Genomic DNA, 14,758 nt, shown 5'->3' with positions numbered 1-14,758 from the left:
TGTGATGAACCTCCTCTTCGCTCCCGGGTCCGGCCTAGCCGATTGACCCTTCCATTTCAAAACTAATCAACCGGTTCAATTCAACCGCATATTCCATCGGTAACTGCTTGGTGAAGGGTTCCACGAAGCCCATGACAATCATTTCGGTTGCCTTGGCTTCTGAAATTCCCCGACTCATCAAGTAGTACAATTGTTCCTCTGAAATCTTCGAGACCTTGGCTTCGTGTTCCATAGAAACGTTGGCGTTAGAAATTTCGTTATACGGAATCGTATCCGACGAAGACTGGTCATCCATGATGATCGTGTCACATTCCACGTGCGCCTTCGACCCATCGGAGTGGCGGCCAAACCGTACCGTCCCGCGGTAATCGGTTGAGCCCCCGGTCTTAGAAATCGACTTGGACACGATGGTACTCGACGTGTTCTTGGCGTTGTGAATCATCCGAGCACCGGAGTCCTGGTGAATATTGTTGCTGGCAACGGCAATCGACAGCATGGTTCCGCGAGCACCCTCACCGTTCAGGTAAACGGACGGGTATTTCATGGTGACCTTCGAGCCTAAGTTACCGTCGACCCATTCCATCGTGGCGTTCTCGGCAGCGGCGGCCCGCTTCGTTTCCAAACTGTACACGTTGTTCGACCAGTTCTGAATCGTGGTGTAACGGCAATAAGCGTCCTTTTCCACGTTAACCTCAACCACGGCGGCGTGCAGGCTATCCGACGAGTAGTTCGGTGCGGTACAGCCTTCCACGTAATCCACGCGGGCACCTGGTTCAACGATGATCAAGGTCCGTTCAAACTGACCGGAGTTTTCCGAATTCAGCCGGAAGTAGGATTGGATTGGCGTCTTGGTTTCCACGCCAGCTGGCACGTAGATGAAGGAGCCCCCAGACCATACGGCGGCGTTCAAAGCGGCAAACTTGTTGTCGGCCGGTTGGACCAATTTGCCAAACCACTTCTTAAACAATTCGGGGTATTCCCGCAATGCGGTATCCGTATCGGTAAAGATGATGCCGAGCTTGGCGAAGTCGTCACGCATGTTGTGGTAGACCACTTCTGATTCGTACTGTGCGGAGGAACCCGCTAAGTATTGCCGTTCGGCTTCTGGCACGCCTAACCGATCGAAAGTCTTCTTCAGATCAGCGGGTACATCGTCCCAGTCCCGGTACTTCTTGTCGGTCATCTTTTGGTAGTACAACATATCCTTCAAGTCTAAGCCGGATAAATCTGGACCGTACTTCGGCATCGGCATTTTCTTGTAAATTTCGTAAGCGTTCAAGCGGTAATCCAGCATCCACTGGGGTTCCTTCTTGGCCGCGGAAATTTCACGGACGGTCTGTTCGGTCAGGCCCCGGCCCGTAGAATAGGCGGGTTCAATATCATCGTGGAATCCGAATTCATAGTCCTTGTCTTTGACCACTTCTTCTGGCATGTCTGACATTATGCTTCCTCCTCATCTGTGGGCGCGTCTTCTTCAAGTAAGGCCCGTTGTAAGGCCCACCAAGCTAAGGTTGCACACTTGATGCGGGCCGGAAAACTCATGATACTGGATAAAATGGCAGCGTCACCCAATTCGTCGAGGTCTGCTTGGGGGTGTTCCGTTCCCATGACCATGTCGGAAAAGGTCTTGGCCATTCGCAAGGCGGTTTCTTTATCCTTGCCCATGACGGCATCGGTCATCATGCTGGCGGACGACTGACTGATCGTGCAGCCATCCCCACTGAAGCCGATGTCCGCGATCTTGTCCTGATCATCCATTGCAATGGACAGGTTAATCACGTCCCCACAAGTGGGATTTTTTAAGGTAATCATATTCGTACTGTTTTCTAAATCGTGTTTGTGCCGCGGGTGATCCGCATGATCCAGGATGACTTCCCGGTACAAACTATTAAGCTTTGACAGCCCCATGGTTGAAGAACTCCTTTGTTTCGGCCAGGGCGACTAACAATCGGTCAGCGTCCTGCTGGGTATTGTAAAGATAAAAGCTAGCGCGGGCGGTCGCAACCAACCCGAGGTACGTCATTAACGGTTGGGCACAGTGGTGGCCCGCCCGAACGGCGACCCCCTCCATGTCGAGTGCCGTCGCAATATCGTGGGGGTGAATGCCCTTCACGTTAAAGGCAATCACACCGGTATGTTTGGCGGGATCGTGGGGCCCATAGACTTCGAGGTCTGGGTCCGCCACTAATTTCGGTAATAAGTAATCGACAATTGCTTGCTCGTGCGCTTCGACGTTAGCCATGCCCACATTGGTTAAGTAGTCCACAGCGGTGCCCAGTCCCACGGCGCCGGCGATGTTTTGCGTGCCGGCCTCAAATTTATAGGGAAGCTGTGCCCAGGTACTGTCCTGTTCGTGAACGAAGTCGATCATTTCGCCACCAAATTGGTACGGTGGCATGGCTTCGAGCAACGCCCGTTTGCCATACAGTGCACCAATTCCAGTGGGTCCCATCATCTTGTGCCCCGAGAACGCGTAGAAATCCACGTCCAAGGCCTGCACGTCGACGGCCAAATGGGGAACGGCTTGGGCCCCGTCGCCGACGATGATAGCGCCATGTTGGTGGGCCAATTTGGCCAATTCCGCCAACGGATTGATCACGCCCATAACGTTGCTGGCGTGGGCAATCGCCACGATCTTGGTCTTGTCGGTAATCTTTTCAGCTGCGTCGGCCATGTCGAGTTCACCATCAGCCGTCAAGCCAATGTACTTTAAGGTCGCGTGCTTCTTGATGGCCAACTGTTGCCAAGGAATCAGATTGCTGTGATGTTCCATAATGGAAATCACAATCTCATCGCCAGCCTGAATATTGGCCTCGCCATAGGTGCTGGCCACCAGGTTCAAGCCATCCGTGGTTCCCTTGGTGAAAATCACTTCTTCGGGTTCGGCGGCGTTGATGAACCGTTGGACCTTGCGCCGCGCATTTTCGTAGTCCTCGGTCGCCCGTTCGGCCAAAGTGTGGACGCCCCGGTGAACGTTGGCGTTATCGGTCTGGTAGAAATGAACCAGACTGTCGGTCACCGCCGTTGGCCGTTGGGCCGTAGCGGCATTATCCAAATAGACCAGTTGTTCATCATTAACTTTTTGATTTAAAATCGGAAAATCTTGACGTAAATCCAAATTTTTAGCGGCCATTTTCAAGTTTCCTTTCGATGACATCGATCAACTGACTCCGAACGGCTTTCGCAGGAATCGCGCTCAACACGGCCCCTAGGAAGCCCCGAATAACCAAACGTTCCGCGGCTTCTCGCCGAAGGCCCCGACTCATCAAGTAGTAGAGTTGTTGCTCGTCGACCTGGCCAACACTCGCAGCGTGGCCGGCCATGACGTCGTTTTCGTTGATCAACAGAATCGGGTTGGCATTCCCGTGAGCGTTGCTGGACATCATCAGTAGGCGGTTTTCCTGTTCGGATTCTGAACCGGAAGCCCCGTGGATGATGTCGCCGATCCCGTTGTAAACCAGTTCTGAGTCTTCGAGGATGACCCCGCGCTGAAGAATATTCCCATTAGTATGCTTGCCGCGATTGGTAATCTTGGTGTTCACACCCATCCGCTGGTCGTGATCGGTAATCGCAATCACCTTGGCGTCCGCGCGTGACCCGACACCGTTCAGTTCGGTATCAAAGTTACCAATCGTATCGCCTTCGTTCATGAAGCCGACTGCCCAGTTAACCGTGGCGTTGTCTTCAGCGAAAGCCCGGCGTTCCACGTAGGCCATGGTCTTTGGTCCCAACTCATCCAGCGTGGCAATGGTCACGTGGCTATTTTCACCCGCAACCACTTCCATTAAACAGTTAGCCAGGTTGGCGTTGTCCCCGACCGTAGTCAGGCGCTCGCTAACGGCCACTTCGGCGTTGCGACCCGCCACAATCAACACGTGGGAGTTCAGTGCTTGATCCAACGTGTTATCTTGAATCAACTGAATATCAATCGGTTCACTGATGACCACGTTGTTCGGCACGTAGAGGAAGACCCCAGCGTTCAGGTAAGCCGTGTGGTAACTGGCTAGGCGGTTTTCATTGGCCTGCATCGCTTTGGTCATAAAGGCTGCTTGGACCAGGTCCGGGTAGTCCTTGACCGCCGTGAAGAAATCGGTTAAGACCACACCCTGTTGTTGTAATTCTTCTGGCAAATTCACCCGGACGGTCGTCTGACCAATCTGGACAATTTGCACGGAACTCGTGGCCACGTCGGTCAGGTCACTTTGGGACGCTTTCCACTGGAGTTCGCCAGGCATGAGTTCCCAGTCCCGGTACTTGAAGCGTTGGACTAATGGCATGGGTAGGTCTGCCATCTGATCCAAGGCCGTCAAGCGCTTGTTAATCAACCAAGTTGGTTCGTGATGCTGCTGGGCAGCTGTTTGGACCGCTGCTGCAGCTTCTGTTTGCGTTTGCATGGTATCCAATCTTGCCACCCCCTAATTTTCATCCACGAGTGCCACGTCAATGTCCAGATCGTCCCGTAAACCAGCGTAGCCTTCTTTTTCCAGCCGCTTGGCCAGTGAGGCATCCCCAGTCTTGACGATTCGGCCACCCATCATGATGTGGACCACGTCGGGCACGATGTAGTTCAACAGGCGTTGGTAGTGGGTGATGATCATCGAACCAAAATTGTCGCCACGCATGGCGTTAACGCCTTTGGACACAACCTTCAAGGCATCAATGTCCAAGCCAGAATCGATTTCATCCAGCAGGGCAAATGACGGTTGAATCATCAAGAGTTGGAGGATTTCGTTCCGTTTCTTTTCCCCACCCGAGAAGCCTTCGTTTAAGTAACGTTCCGTCATGCTTTCACTCATGTCCAGAATGTCTAAGTTCTTATCTAACATTTTTAAGAAATCCATGACCGAGATCTGGTCATCCTTGGCGCGGCGTGCGTTCACGGCTGCCCGTAAGAATTCAGCGTTGGTCACCCCTTGGATTTCAGCGGGGTATTGCATCGCGAGGAACAGGCCTTTGCGGGCGCGCTCATCGACTGGCATGTCAACGATGCTTTCGCCATTCAAGAGAATATCACCCTGCGTAACGTGGTAAGATGGCTGGCCCATGATGGTCTGGGACAACGTTGATTTCCCGGTACCGTTAGGCCCCATGATGGCGTGGATTTCGCCGGTCTTCATGGTCAGGTTAACCCCTTTTAAGATTTCCTTAGCCGTTTGATTTTCTTCATCGGTCACTTCAACGTGTAAGTCTTTAATTTCTAGTGTTGCCATTATCCATCAACCTCCGTTAGTTATGAAATTCACTGGTGTGGCGTTGCCATCACAATTTTGTGCGGTTTTCACAAATTATGCCCGCATATTCCAAAATGTGTGCAAATCCATATTCCAAGTAATTCCGCTTTAAACCGCTCTTTGTAAGCGCTTGACATTATTATAGGCAGAATATTCCTGGAATAATATTAGGCATTTCCCTAATATATGTGAAAGTGCTTACATGGTAAGCTAGACCCATCAATTGAAATAACCGCTTGTTAGTGTTGGTTCAAAACGTAGTCTTCTCCATCGCCTCCGGGCTGGTGAAAACTGAGCCGGAACGCTGTGGGCGCACGCCCGGAGCCAAAGGGCGGTCTCCGCGCTTACTTTGAGCCGCTATGAAACGCGTCTCAAAGATAGCAATTGCCTAAGCGGCTCACGCCACTAAGGCAATTCCCACGGCTGAGCTCATTTTCACCAGCCCTCCGGCTAAGACTTGTTTGGCCCGCCACCAAGCCGGTTCTTTCACCTGATTGGCCGCTGACCACTCCATTGGCTGGCCGTCCTACGCTTCATAACTTAGCAATCATGACTTTAGCTTAGCAACGAGTCACACGGACAATTGACTGGCCTGCAGCCGACCGAACGACTTCATATCATCTACTCGGTCGCCAAGCACCACAACGTAACTACCAGTCCGGCCAACGACCACCACCCCAACCAAATCCAGCACGGGCTAACACAACGTTAGCCGCAAGCCGTGGGAGATTGCCTTTCGGCTCCGGGCGCTCGCCCACCGCGATCCGGTCTCATTTTCACCCGGCCGGAGGCGAAACCAACACACTACTTAACCAGAACACTTACTTAATTTGAAAGGCCTGATGAAAATGCAACTACGCTATTCAGATTCAGCCTACCCAAGCGTCACCGTCGCACAGATGGCGACCCTTGACGGCCAGACCGCTCACCGACTACATAATCTTGGGATTCATCCCGGCAGCCAGCTGACCGTACTCCGCCAATATCCGTTTCACGGCCCGGTCATCGTCGAATTTGACCAGCAGAAGATTGGGATTCGCTACGTCGTTTTCCGTTCACTCTTAGGGGGGCAATAGCATGACAACCGTTGCCCTCTTAGGAAATCCAAATACTGGCAAGACCACGCTATTTAACGAGTTGACCGATAAATATGCCTACGTTGGTAATTGGGAAGGGGTAACCGTTGAAAAGAAGCTGGGCCGGATTCGCCACTCGGAAATGGTGGTGGTCGACCTGCCCGGCATCTACTCCCTCACGCCCATTACCAAGGACGAAGCCGTCGCCTGCAATTACCTGTTGAACGACTCGCCCGACATGATTTTAAACGTGACCAACGCCAGCCAGCTGAAACGCAACCTGCTCCTGTCCATCGAGCTCCTGGAGTTTGGCCGGCCGGTCGTCTTGGCCCTCAACATGATTGACGACCTCAAGGCTAACGGCATCAGCTACGACTTTGCCGAACTGGCGAAACGACTGGGGTGCCAGGTTCGCGCCACCAACGCGCGAAAAAAATCCGGCTTGGATCAGCTGCGTCAGGAACTGCTAGCCACGCCACCCGCGACGACCGCGCCCCTGCACCTCGCCTACCCGGCCGCCGTTCAGGCCGCCATCGACACGGCCAAACATCAGCTGGTCACCGACTTCAACCTGACGCCGACGTTTGCCAATTGGCTGGCGATTCAGTACATGAACCGCAATCAAATCGTCCGGCGCTACGCCACCAAGCACCAACTGACGCCGCTTCTCGCTCAGCAACAGGCCTACGACGACGCGGACTTTGAAGAACAAATTTTCCAAACGCGACTGGCCTTCATTGACGAAACGCTGACGGCGACCACTAAGTACCTGCACGAGGTCTCCAACGATAACTTGACGGCCAAAATCGACCGGATCGTGACCCATCCCCTCTTCGGCCTGCCCATTTTCGTGGGTATATTCCTGTTAATGTTCAAATTATCCTTTGACTGGATCGGCACCCCACTGTCGGACGTCTTGGACGGCTTCATTTCCGGCCCGCTCTCGACCACGGTCAGTCACCTGCTGACCAGCGTCGGTGCCATTCCGTTTCTGAAATCCTTAATTGTGGACGGCATCATCGCCGGCGTCGGTGGGGTCCTAACCTTTATCCCACAAATCTTCGTGCTCTTCGCCTGCATCTCCATTCTGGAAGATTCCGGCTACATGGCCCGCGCCGCGCTAGTGACCGACCGTTTGATGCAACTGATCGGCCTCAACGGGAAAGCCTTTATCCCGTTAATCATCGGTTTTGGCTGCAATGTAACCGGTATCATGGCTGCCCGGACAATCGAACAACCCAAGGAACGGCTGGTCACCACGCTGATTTCGCCGTTCATGAGTTGCTCGGCGCGCCTGCCCATCTACGGCTTGTTCGTCGCCGCTTTCTTTAAACGGGACCAAGCGCTGATCGTGCTCTCCCTGTACTTCTTGGGGATTGCGATGGCGCTGTTGATGGCCAAAATCTATCAGTGGGTATTTAAAATTAAAGAGAACTCCGTCTTCATCATCGAATTGCCTAAATACCACATGCCACGGCCGGACATCATCGCCATGGGCACCTGGGAAAAGGGCAAGGGGTTCATTCGCAAGGCCGGTACCGTCATTTTCGGCGGCACGGTCCTTATCTGGCTGCTGTCCAACTTAGGCCCAACCGGCATCGTGACCAACATCGACGCCAGTTTCTCCGCCATGATTGGCCGCTTCGTCCTGCCCGTCTTTGAACCGATCGGCATCACCTCGTGGCAAACGATCAGTGCGCTGATGACCGGTATTTTAGCTAAGGAAGTCATCAGTTCCAGCATGATCGTCCTCTTTCATTTAAGTGGTCAGACCGGCCTCATCGCCACCTTCAGTTCCCTCTTCACCCCATTGTCCGCCTACGCGCTACTGGTCTTCATCCTGATCTACGCGCCCTGCTTTGCAACGTTGGCCGCCATCAAAGCGGAAACCAACTCGAAAAAATGGGCACTGTACTCGGTCGTCTCCAGCACCGTGATTGCCTACCTGGTCGCGCTACTCATCTTCCAGGTCGGGTCGCTGTTCATCTAAAAGGAGCGCTCTCTATGTCAGTCATTATTAATAGTGTTATTGTCATTGCCATCATCGGTGGCGCCGGGTTCGTGCTTTACCGGCATTTGAAAAAATCCAGCCAAGGCAGTTGCCCGGCGTGCGATTACGATTGTCCGGCCAAGCAACAGATGAAAAAGCATCAGGCTGAGAAGCACGTGGGTTAGGCGTGCGCAACCTATTCTCACGCCTACCTAAACTAGTTTTCCTCCCCCAAAACATAAAAAATGATTGCCAACCCAGCCAACGGGTTCGCAATCATTTTTTGTTAAAATTCAGCTGGCGCCTGGCCCAACGCTGCCGTCAGCCGGTGCACCTGTTGCTGATAATGCAGAAACAAGCCGGTAAACTTACTGTCGCTGCCAGGAACCCACGGCTTGGGCGTTCCACAATAATGCAGGATCGCCGTGTTGGCCATCACCCAGTGAATGTCGTGCTGGTTCAGGCTGCGCGTTTGGTAAACCAAATATTTGCGCGTGTCGTAGTTCCAGATTTCCTCCGGGATTTCTAAAATCTCTAACCCATACAGGAAGTTGAGAATGTCCTGATCCGGTAAAATAAGCTCGCTTTCATGCTGCTCAATCGCTTGGGTGATGTCGCTGCGGGTAATCTTGGCGCGGGCCTGAACCAGGTCAATCACCAGCACGCCGGAGTTAAAATAACTGGTCGTCGTGCCCAACCGCAAGTGATTCACGCTGTCCACCAGCTTGGTCACACCGCGATGAACGGCCGCCGCCAACATGTGCCCGTCTAAGTCTAACGTCCAGAGTGGTCGCAACGAATTGATCACCAATAAATCCGGGTCCAAATAGATGACGCGCTTCACCGTTGGCGGTAAAATTTGCCCGCTCAACAAACGAAAGTACATCTCCGGCGGATACCGCTTGATCAACGGCACACCAGCCATAAAGTCCGTCGTCACCCGTTCTGCGCTCAGCTCCCAACCAAAGGCCGCGGTCAACTGCCGCACGCTAGCCACCTCGGCCGCCGTCAGACTGGCATGCACCAGCCACAAGTGGATGCGCTCCCCCGGATTATTGGCGTGCACCGAATACAACATCACTTTCAGCGGCGCCAAATAGCCCGCATTCAGGGTCACCAACAAATGAATTTCATCAGACAAGACTGCCACCGACTTCCTTGAGTAATCACGTTACTCCCAATTAAATCACGTTTCACGAAAATAGCCAGCCAAACGGTACCAGCCGCCGCAATCCCAACACTCACGGACACCACCCGACCACTTTCAAAAGCGGCATAACCCAGTCGAAAGTTCCAACCACAACAGTGAGTGACCAGAGGCGTAAGACCGCCTCCCAGGCTGGAGCCGTGCCCCACAGCAGGGCAGCTTGAAGCCGCCGCCGGGAACGAAATCTCACCCACAACCCCAACCACACAGTGTCAGCGGCATTGTTTGGTTTGAGGCCCCACCAACATCAGCCGGGAGGGCGCCAAAAAATGGGTTCAGCCGTGGGATTTACTGAGTGCCTTTCTCAGTAAATGGCGTCTTTGAAACTCGGGCTGGGAGGTTCAAAGCGAGGTTGAAGACCGCTTCTCAGGCTTCGACCGTCCTGCCCACAGCGTTCCGACCCATTTTTTGTCGCCCGGTAGGCGCTGACAACGCACCCCCCCGCCTCAAACCAAATTATGCCAGCCGTGGGGAAATGGCGCATAAAGGCGGGAATAAAATGCCGCCAGTATTTTATGCCAAAATAACATGGAAAACTTTCGCCCCAACACCAGAATTCACCGCAATCACTGATAATGCAAGCTTTCTCGGCATTTACGCCAACCAAAATATTAGGCAAAACCCTTAATTATGCCAAATGGTAGGTGATTTTTTTACATACAAAAGTATATAAAAACCGCTTTCAATCGCGAATATCCGCCAGAATTTCCAGGAATTTTTTACCGCGACCCCCTTGCCATGCTATTCTCTAAGTGTTCAAGGCACGTGAAAGAAATTACAAGGTACATAACCAGACTCATACCAACTGCCACGCGCCTCATCATTATAGCAATCAACCAAATCAAAAAAGATAGTGAGGGTATCAGCATGACTAAAAAATACGAAACAGAAGCCCCAGGATACACTATGACGACCGTGATGGAAGAAGCCGCTCGTTGCTTACTCTGCCACGATGCACCTTGTTCCAAGGCCTGCCCTGCCGACACTGATCCAGCGCGCTTCATCCGTAGCGTGCGCTTCAACAACGTCAAGGGTGCTGCCGAAACCATCCGTGAAAACAACGCCTTGGGTGCCATCTGTGCCCGCGTTTGCCCAACGGAAAAGTACTGTGAACTGGCCTGCTCCCGGACTGGCATTGACTGCCCAATCGATATTGGTGGGATTCAACGTTACGTCACCGACTTCGAACAAGCTGCCAAGATGGACATCTTGAAGCAAGGCAAGTCTAACGGCCACCACATCGCCATCGTTGGTAGCGGCCCTGCTGGCTTGCAAGTTGCCACCACCATGCTGACCAAGGGTTACGCCGTAGACATTTACGAAAAGAACGAAAAGGCCGGCGGTTACTTAACCTACGGGATTCCAGAATACCGTTTACCAAACGATATCGTGGAATACGAAATCAAGCGGATCGTGAACTTGGGTGCCAACGTGCACTACAACACCACGGTTGGCGAAGACATCATGATGGCCGACTTAAAGGCGAACAATGACGCCGTTGTCGTTGCCGTTGGTGCTAGCGAAAGTAAAGTCCTTCCTATGTTCGCTGACAACGCCAACGTTGAAACGGCCGTTGGGTTCTTGGCTCGTGTCAAAGAAGCCAAGGGGAACATCACCGACTTACCTGAAAACGCCGTTGTTATCGGTGGTGGGGACGTTGCGATGGATGTTGCAACTACCTTACGTCGCTTAGACGTGAAGAACGTGACCGACATGGCTTACGAAGAATTTGACGAATTCAGAGCTTCCAAGAAGGAACTCAAGGGTACCCGTGAAGCCGGCGTTACCATCGTCGACGGCTACGTGCCAACCGCTGTGAACGGCAATGAAGTCACCTTCAAGCACCGTCACATTGATAGCGAAATGACCATCAAGTCTAACAAGATCATCCTCGCCATCGGTCAACGCGTGAACGCCGCTAACCTGGGCATCACCATTAACAAGAACGAAGAAGTTCCTTACGCTGGTTACGGGACTGCCGATGCCAAAGTCTTCGTCACTGGTGACATCGCTCAAGGCGACAAGACCGTTGTTTGGGCCGTTCGTAAGGGTAAAGAAGTCGCTGAACAAATTGATAAAATGGTTATGGGTGAAACCCCAGCAGCCGATTTGGTAGGAGGTAACGAATAATGATTAAAAAAGACTTATCCGTAGATTTCTTAGGCGTACATTTTGAGAATCCGTTCCTACTATCTTCTTCACCAGTAGACAACTGTTACGAAATGTGTGCGAAAGCCTTTGATGAAGGCTGGGCCGGCGTTGCCTTCAAGACCATCGGACCTAAGCATTTCAAAGTTGACGAAGTTTCTCCCCGGTTTGACGAATTAACCAAGGAAGGCACCCCATTCGTTGGGTTCAAGAACATGGAACAAATTGCCGAACATTCCCTGGAAGAAAACCTGCATGACTTAAAGAAGTTAAAGGAAAACTACCCAACCAAGATCATCATCGCCTCCATCATGGGGACCAACGAACAAGACTGGGAAGAACTGGCCCAATTAGTCACCGAAGCCAAGGCTGACATGATTGAAATGAACCTCTCTTGCCCACAGATGACCTCCCACGACATGGGTTCTGACGTTGGGACCAACCCCGAATTAGTTAAGAAGTACTGTGCCGCCGTTCGTCGCGGAACTGATTTACCAATCTTAGCTAAAATGACACCTAACATCACCGACATGGTTCCTGCTGCTAAAGCCAGCATGGACGGTGGTGCTAACGGGATCGCCACGATCAACACGGTCAAGTCTATCGCCAACTTAGACATCGACCGCAAGACGGCCTTACCAACGGTTGACGGCAAGGGCTCCATCTCCGGTTTCTCCGGGAAAGCTGTTAAACCCATCGCCCTGCGCTTCATCCAACAATTACGGGAAGCTGCCGGCATGGAACAACTGCCAATCTCTGGGATCGGTGGGATTGAAACTTGGCAAGACGCCGCTGAATTCCTGCTGTTAGGGGCAACGACCTTGCAAGTTACCACCTCCGTTATGCAATACGGCTACCGGATTGTCGAAGACATGAAGAACGGCCTGATGCACTACATGGAAGAACAAGGCATTGACCACCTGTCAGAAATCATCGGCGCTGCCAACAAGAGCATCGTGCCCGTTGACTCTCTGAACCGGGACTACAAAGTTTACCCTAAGATTGACTGGGACAAATGTATCGGTTGTGGCCGTTGCTACATTTCCTGCTTCGATGGCGCGCACCAAGCTATCCAATGGAATGAAGAAGCTCGCCGCCCAACAGTTGATATCGACAAATGTGTCGGCTGTCACCTGTGCAACCTGGTCTGCCCGGTTGGCGCTATCTCAACTGGTGAAGTTGTGATGAAGCCTGGTCGGGAAGGCAACCCAGAAGACATTAAGATTGAATCACCACGCTTGACGCATTTCTAAAAATTAAAGCGTGTCACGCCTGCTTGCCGGGGGATTAAGAAAATGATTGAACGCGGGGCGTGACGAACCCCGAATGAGGCTGGGCCAAAACGTTAAGTTTGGGTGCCAGCCTCATTTTGGGTTTAAACGTTTTACTTAAAGTCCTTGCGCCGTTCTACGTAATTAGTTACACTGTAATTTATGTAGAAATGGAAGCGCTAACTAGCAAAGGGGATTACACTCATGAAAATTAGTAAAAAAGTTTGGTTCGACTCCATTGGGGTCGGTGGCTTCACCATCGTTTACAGCTTAATCATGACGGGCTTTTCACTCTGGATGGGGGCGGCGGCCTTCATTGCCGTGTCCTACTTCTTTGGGGCCGGTTTCCCGAAGGATAAAATTTGGAATATTATGTTGAGCTTCTGCCTGGGCCTGATCTGGGGTCTGCTGGCGTTCTCACTCTTGCACGTGTCCTGGATTTCCGGCTTGGTGGCCTCCTCGATTATGTTTGGGATTCTCACCTTCCTGGCCCTCTTCTTGCAAGGGACCATCCTGCCGTTCACGGAAGTTCCGGCTTGGCTGATTACTTGGGGGACGACCATGCTGATCATCTCCAACATCACGATCAAGAGCTGGCCAATGTTCTGCTTTGAACTGCTGGCATCCATGTTCATGGGAATCTTCGTGATTGGCTACGCGTCGGACTACTTTAACAAGGTCATGTTCAAGTTCTTCCCGGAAAAGGAAGAGGACAAAGACGGTAAGGACCACGACAACACGGATAAGAGCGAGCCTGAGGACCAAATGGGCTAACTGGTATAACTTATTTTGGATTGTGTGTTGAGGGCCTGAGACTGGCGATTTTTGCTGGTCTCAGGCCCTTTTTTCTAAAGCTTGAAGTCCAAACCAGCTAACACAGATTCAATTCACAAACTAGTGGTTAATTACCACCTGCGGCTGCCAGAGATTCCGTCTGCTGTGAGGACCGCCTGCGGCCTGAGGGGCGGTCCTCCGGCTCGGTTTGAAGCCTGTCCAAAACCGGCAGTCTCCAAACGCGTCCTACCCACAGCGCTCCGACCTAAATTTAGCGAACGATAAGCGGTAGATTTAGACCGTGTTGCCAATATCCAGCGTTATGTCCCTACTAGCTAACGAGCTACGTCGACAATTTAAGTTTCAACCTTTTGGCCCTTTTAATAAATCACCAGCAAATGGCAAACTGGTCTGAGATAGCTTAAATGGACCACCCTTCTGCATTTAGAAAGGTGATCCATTTGTTGTTCTATATTAAGTTGTCTTTTAAAACAAAAACTACCATTCGTCGGCGAACGGATGGTAGTGAGGTGAACACAACGGTTCTCCTTTTCCAATTTCATTTTACCATGAGACGCAGTAAAGAAGATACTTGGGATTTTATTTTCGTAACATCTTCAAATTTGAAACAACAGGTGAACTTCGCGCAGAAATTAGTCGCCAAAAAGTCCTAACACCCTGAGTTGGCCCCACATCCAGGAGTCTCGTTACCAATCATACGTCCAGCAAAAGCTTCCTTTTGTGAAAAATCATGTGTGGCTACAAACACCGGATCTAAAAATGGATTCGGTGTTGTAGGGATGTAAATGATTTGTCCATCCTGCCCCTCACAGACTTCATATTCAGCAGCCGTCACCATGTCACTGGGTACCGTTAAAACCGTCGATTTGCCTACCTTACGCGCTTTGATTATCAATCCAGCCACCCCTTTCAACCGGTTAACACAAGTATCTATGAATCCCGCTATTTTACAAGCGTTAGGCTTCGCTCCAACTCTCAAATGCAGTTACCAACGACAACTAGCCTGTTAATAACCAAAAAAAGCCGTCACCCACCGGCAA

At 51.8% G+C, this 14,758-nt stretch carries 14 protein-coding genes; 6 read left to right on the top strand and 8 right to left on the bottom strand.

What is annotated here, in order from left to right; all coding sequences use genetic code 11:
• Window positions 1-34 precede the first annotated feature (34 nt).
• From sufB to EKM99_RS16070, 6 genes are all read right to left on the bottom strand, one after another.
• Window positions 35-1,441 carry a Fe-S cluster assembly protein SufB gene (gene sufB / locus EKM99_RS06275; protein ID WP_125581968.1) on the bottom strand — a complete coding sequence of 469 codons (1,407 nt, stop codon included), beginning with the start codon at window positions 1,439-1,441 and terminating at the stop codon, window positions 35-37.
• Window positions 1,441-1,908: a Fe-S cluster assembly sulfur transfer protein SufU gene (gene sufU, locus EKM99_RS06270; RefSeq protein WP_125581966.1), complete on the bottom strand. Its 468-nt coding sequence runs from the start codon at window positions 1,906-1,908 to the stop codon at window positions 1,441-1,443. Before sufU ends, sufB begins: the two co-directional genes overlap by 1 nt.
• On the bottom strand, window positions 1,889-3,133 hold the full coding sequence (locus EKM99_RS06265; RefSeq protein WP_125582135.1) for a cysteine desulfurase: 1,245 nt from the start codon (window positions 3,131-3,133) through the stop codon (window positions 1,889-1,891). The genes sufU and EKM99_RS06265 overlap by 20 nt, the downstream gene beginning before the upstream one ends.
• A complete protein-coding gene (gene sufD, locus EKM99_RS06260; RefSeq protein ID WP_125582137.1) occupies window positions 3,123-4,394 on the bottom strand; it encodes a Fe-S cluster assembly protein SufD in 1,272 nt (423 codons plus the stop codon). The genes EKM99_RS06265 and sufD overlap by 11 nt, the downstream gene beginning before the upstream one ends.
• Before the next feature lie 21 nt (window positions 4,395-4,415).
• Window positions 4,416-5,210: a Fe-S cluster assembly ATPase SufC gene (gene sufC / locus EKM99_RS06255; protein ID WP_125581964.1), complete on the bottom strand. Its 795-nt coding sequence runs from the start codon at window positions 5,208-5,210 to the stop codon at window positions 4,416-4,418.
• 592 nt (window positions 5,211-5,802) lie between these two features.
• Window positions 5,803-5,925 (bottom strand): hypothetical protein, encoded by a 123-nt coding sequence (locus tag EKM99_RS16070; protein WP_263853862.1) that lies wholly within the window; start codon window positions 5,923-5,925, stop codon window positions 5,803-5,805.
• A gap of 154 nt (window positions 5,926-6,079) precedes the next feature.
• On the opposite strand from EKM99_RS16070, the gene EKM99_RS06250 reads away from it, so the two are divergent.
• The 3 genes from EKM99_RS06250 to EKM99_RS06240 are packed head-to-tail and all read left to right on the top strand — an operon-like array spanning window position 6,080 to window position 8,482.
• A complete protein-coding gene (locus EKM99_RS06250) occupies window positions 6,080-6,307 on the top strand; it encodes a FeoA family protein (RefSeq protein ID WP_125581962.1) in 228 nt (75 codons plus the stop codon).
• Window position 6,308: 1 nt separating this feature from the next.
• Window positions 6,309-8,297 (top strand): ferrous iron transport protein B, encoded by a 1,989-nt coding sequence (feoB, locus tag EKM99_RS06245; protein WP_125581960.1) that lies wholly within the window; start codon window positions 6,309-6,311, stop codon window positions 8,295-8,297.
• Window positions 8,298-8,311: 14 nt separating this feature from the next.
• Entirely contained in the window at window positions 8,312-8,482 is a 171-nt protein-coding gene (locus EKM99_RS06240) for a DUF1068 domain-containing protein (protein WP_125581958.1), read from the top strand.
• A gap of 101 nt (window positions 8,483-8,583) precedes the next feature.
• On the opposite strand, the gene EKM99_RS06235 is transcribed toward EKM99_RS06240, so the two are convergent.
• The gene (locus tag EKM99_RS06235; protein WP_125581956.1) at window positions 8,584-9,438 is read right to left on the bottom strand and encodes a glycosyltransferase family 8 protein; all 855 of its coding nucleotides are present in this window, start codon (window positions 9,436-9,438) and stop codon (window positions 8,584-8,586) included.
• A gap of 933 nt (window positions 9,439-10,371) precedes the next feature.
• Between EKM99_RS06235 and EKM99_RS06230 the strand changes: the two genes are divergently transcribed.
• From EKM99_RS06230 to EKM99_RS06220, 3 genes are all read left to right on the top strand, one after another.
• Entirely contained in the window at window positions 10,372-11,634 is a 1,263-nt protein-coding gene (locus tag EKM99_RS06230; protein ID WP_125581954.1) for an FAD-dependent oxidoreductase, read from the top strand.
• On the top strand, window positions 11,634-12,905 hold the full coding sequence (gene preA / locus EKM99_RS06225; RefSeq protein WP_125581952.1) for an NAD-dependent dihydropyrimidine dehydrogenase subunit PreA: 1,272 nt from the start codon (window positions 11,634-11,636) through the stop codon (window positions 12,903-12,905). Before EKM99_RS06230 ends, preA begins: the two co-directional genes overlap by 1 nt.
• Window positions 12,906-13,127: 222 nt before the next feature.
• Window positions 13,128-13,697 carry a DUF1097 domain-containing protein gene (locus tag EKM99_RS06220; RefSeq protein WP_125581950.1) on the top strand — a complete coding sequence of 190 codons (570 nt, stop codon included), beginning with the start codon at window positions 13,128-13,130 and terminating at the stop codon, window positions 13,695-13,697.
• Window positions 13,698-14,367: 670 nt separating this feature from the next.
• Here the strand turns inward: EKM99_RS06220 and EKM99_RS06215 are convergent.
• Window positions 14,368-14,613 (bottom strand): antitoxin of toxin-antitoxin stability system, encoded by a 246-nt coding sequence (locus tag EKM99_RS06215; RefSeq protein ID WP_125581948.1) that lies wholly within the window; start codon window positions 14,611-14,613, stop codon window positions 14,368-14,370.
• Window positions 14,614-14,758 lie beyond the last annotated feature (145 nt).

The organism is Levilactobacillus cerevisiae (genome assembly GCF_003946245.1).
Taxonomy (GTDB): Bacteria; Bacillota; Bacilli; order Lactobacillales; family Lactobacillaceae; genus Levilactobacillus; species Levilactobacillus cerevisiae.
The sequence above is the reverse complement of the archived record's forward strand: the minus strand, read 5'-3'. Positions and strand labels throughout refer to the sequence as shown.

What these genes read in the sequence shown, in the direction of transcription:
- sufB (WP_125581968.1), bottom strand. Translation starts at nt 1,441, where the DNA reads ATGTCAGACATGCCAGAAGAAGTGGTCAAAGACAAGGACTATGAATTC.
- sufU (WP_125581966.1), bottom strand. Translation starts at nt 1,908, where the DNA reads ATGGGGCTGTCAAAGCTTAATAGTTTGTACCGGGAAGTCATCCTGGAT.
- EKM99_RS06265 (WP_125582135.1), bottom strand. Translation starts at nt 3,133, where the DNA reads ATGGCCGCTAAAAATTTGGATTTACGTCAAGATTTTCCGATTTTAAAT.
- sufD (WP_125582137.1), bottom strand. Translation starts at nt 4,394, where the DNA reads ATGCAAACGCAAACAGAAGCTGCAGCAGCGGTCCAAACAGCTGCCCAG.
- sufC (WP_125581964.1), bottom strand. Translation starts at nt 5,210, where the DNA reads ATGGCAACACTAGAAATTAAAGACTTACACGTTGAAGTGACCGATGAA.
- EKM99_RS06250 (WP_125581962.1), top strand. Translation starts at nt 6,080, where the DNA reads ATGCAACTACGCTATTCAGATTCAGCCTACCCAAGCGTCACCGTCGCA.
- feoB (WP_125581960.1), top strand. Translation starts at nt 6,309, where the DNA reads ATGACAACCGTTGCCCTCTTAGGAAATCCAAATACTGGCAAGACCACG.
- EKM99_RS06240 (WP_125581958.1), top strand. Translation starts at nt 8,312, where the DNA reads ATGTCAGTCATTATTAATAGTGTTATTGTCATTGCCATCATCGGTGGC.
- EKM99_RS06230 (WP_125581954.1), top strand. Translation starts at nt 10,372, where the DNA reads ATGACTAAAAAATACGAAACAGAAGCCCCAGGATACACTATGACGACC.
- preA (WP_125581952.1), top strand. Translation starts at nt 11,634, where the DNA reads ATGATTAAAAAAGACTTATCCGTAGATTTCTTAGGCGTACATTTTGAG.
- EKM99_RS06220 (WP_125581950.1), top strand. Translation starts at nt 13,128, where the DNA reads ATGAAAATTAGTAAAAAAGTTTGGTTCGACTCCATTGGGGTCGGTGGC.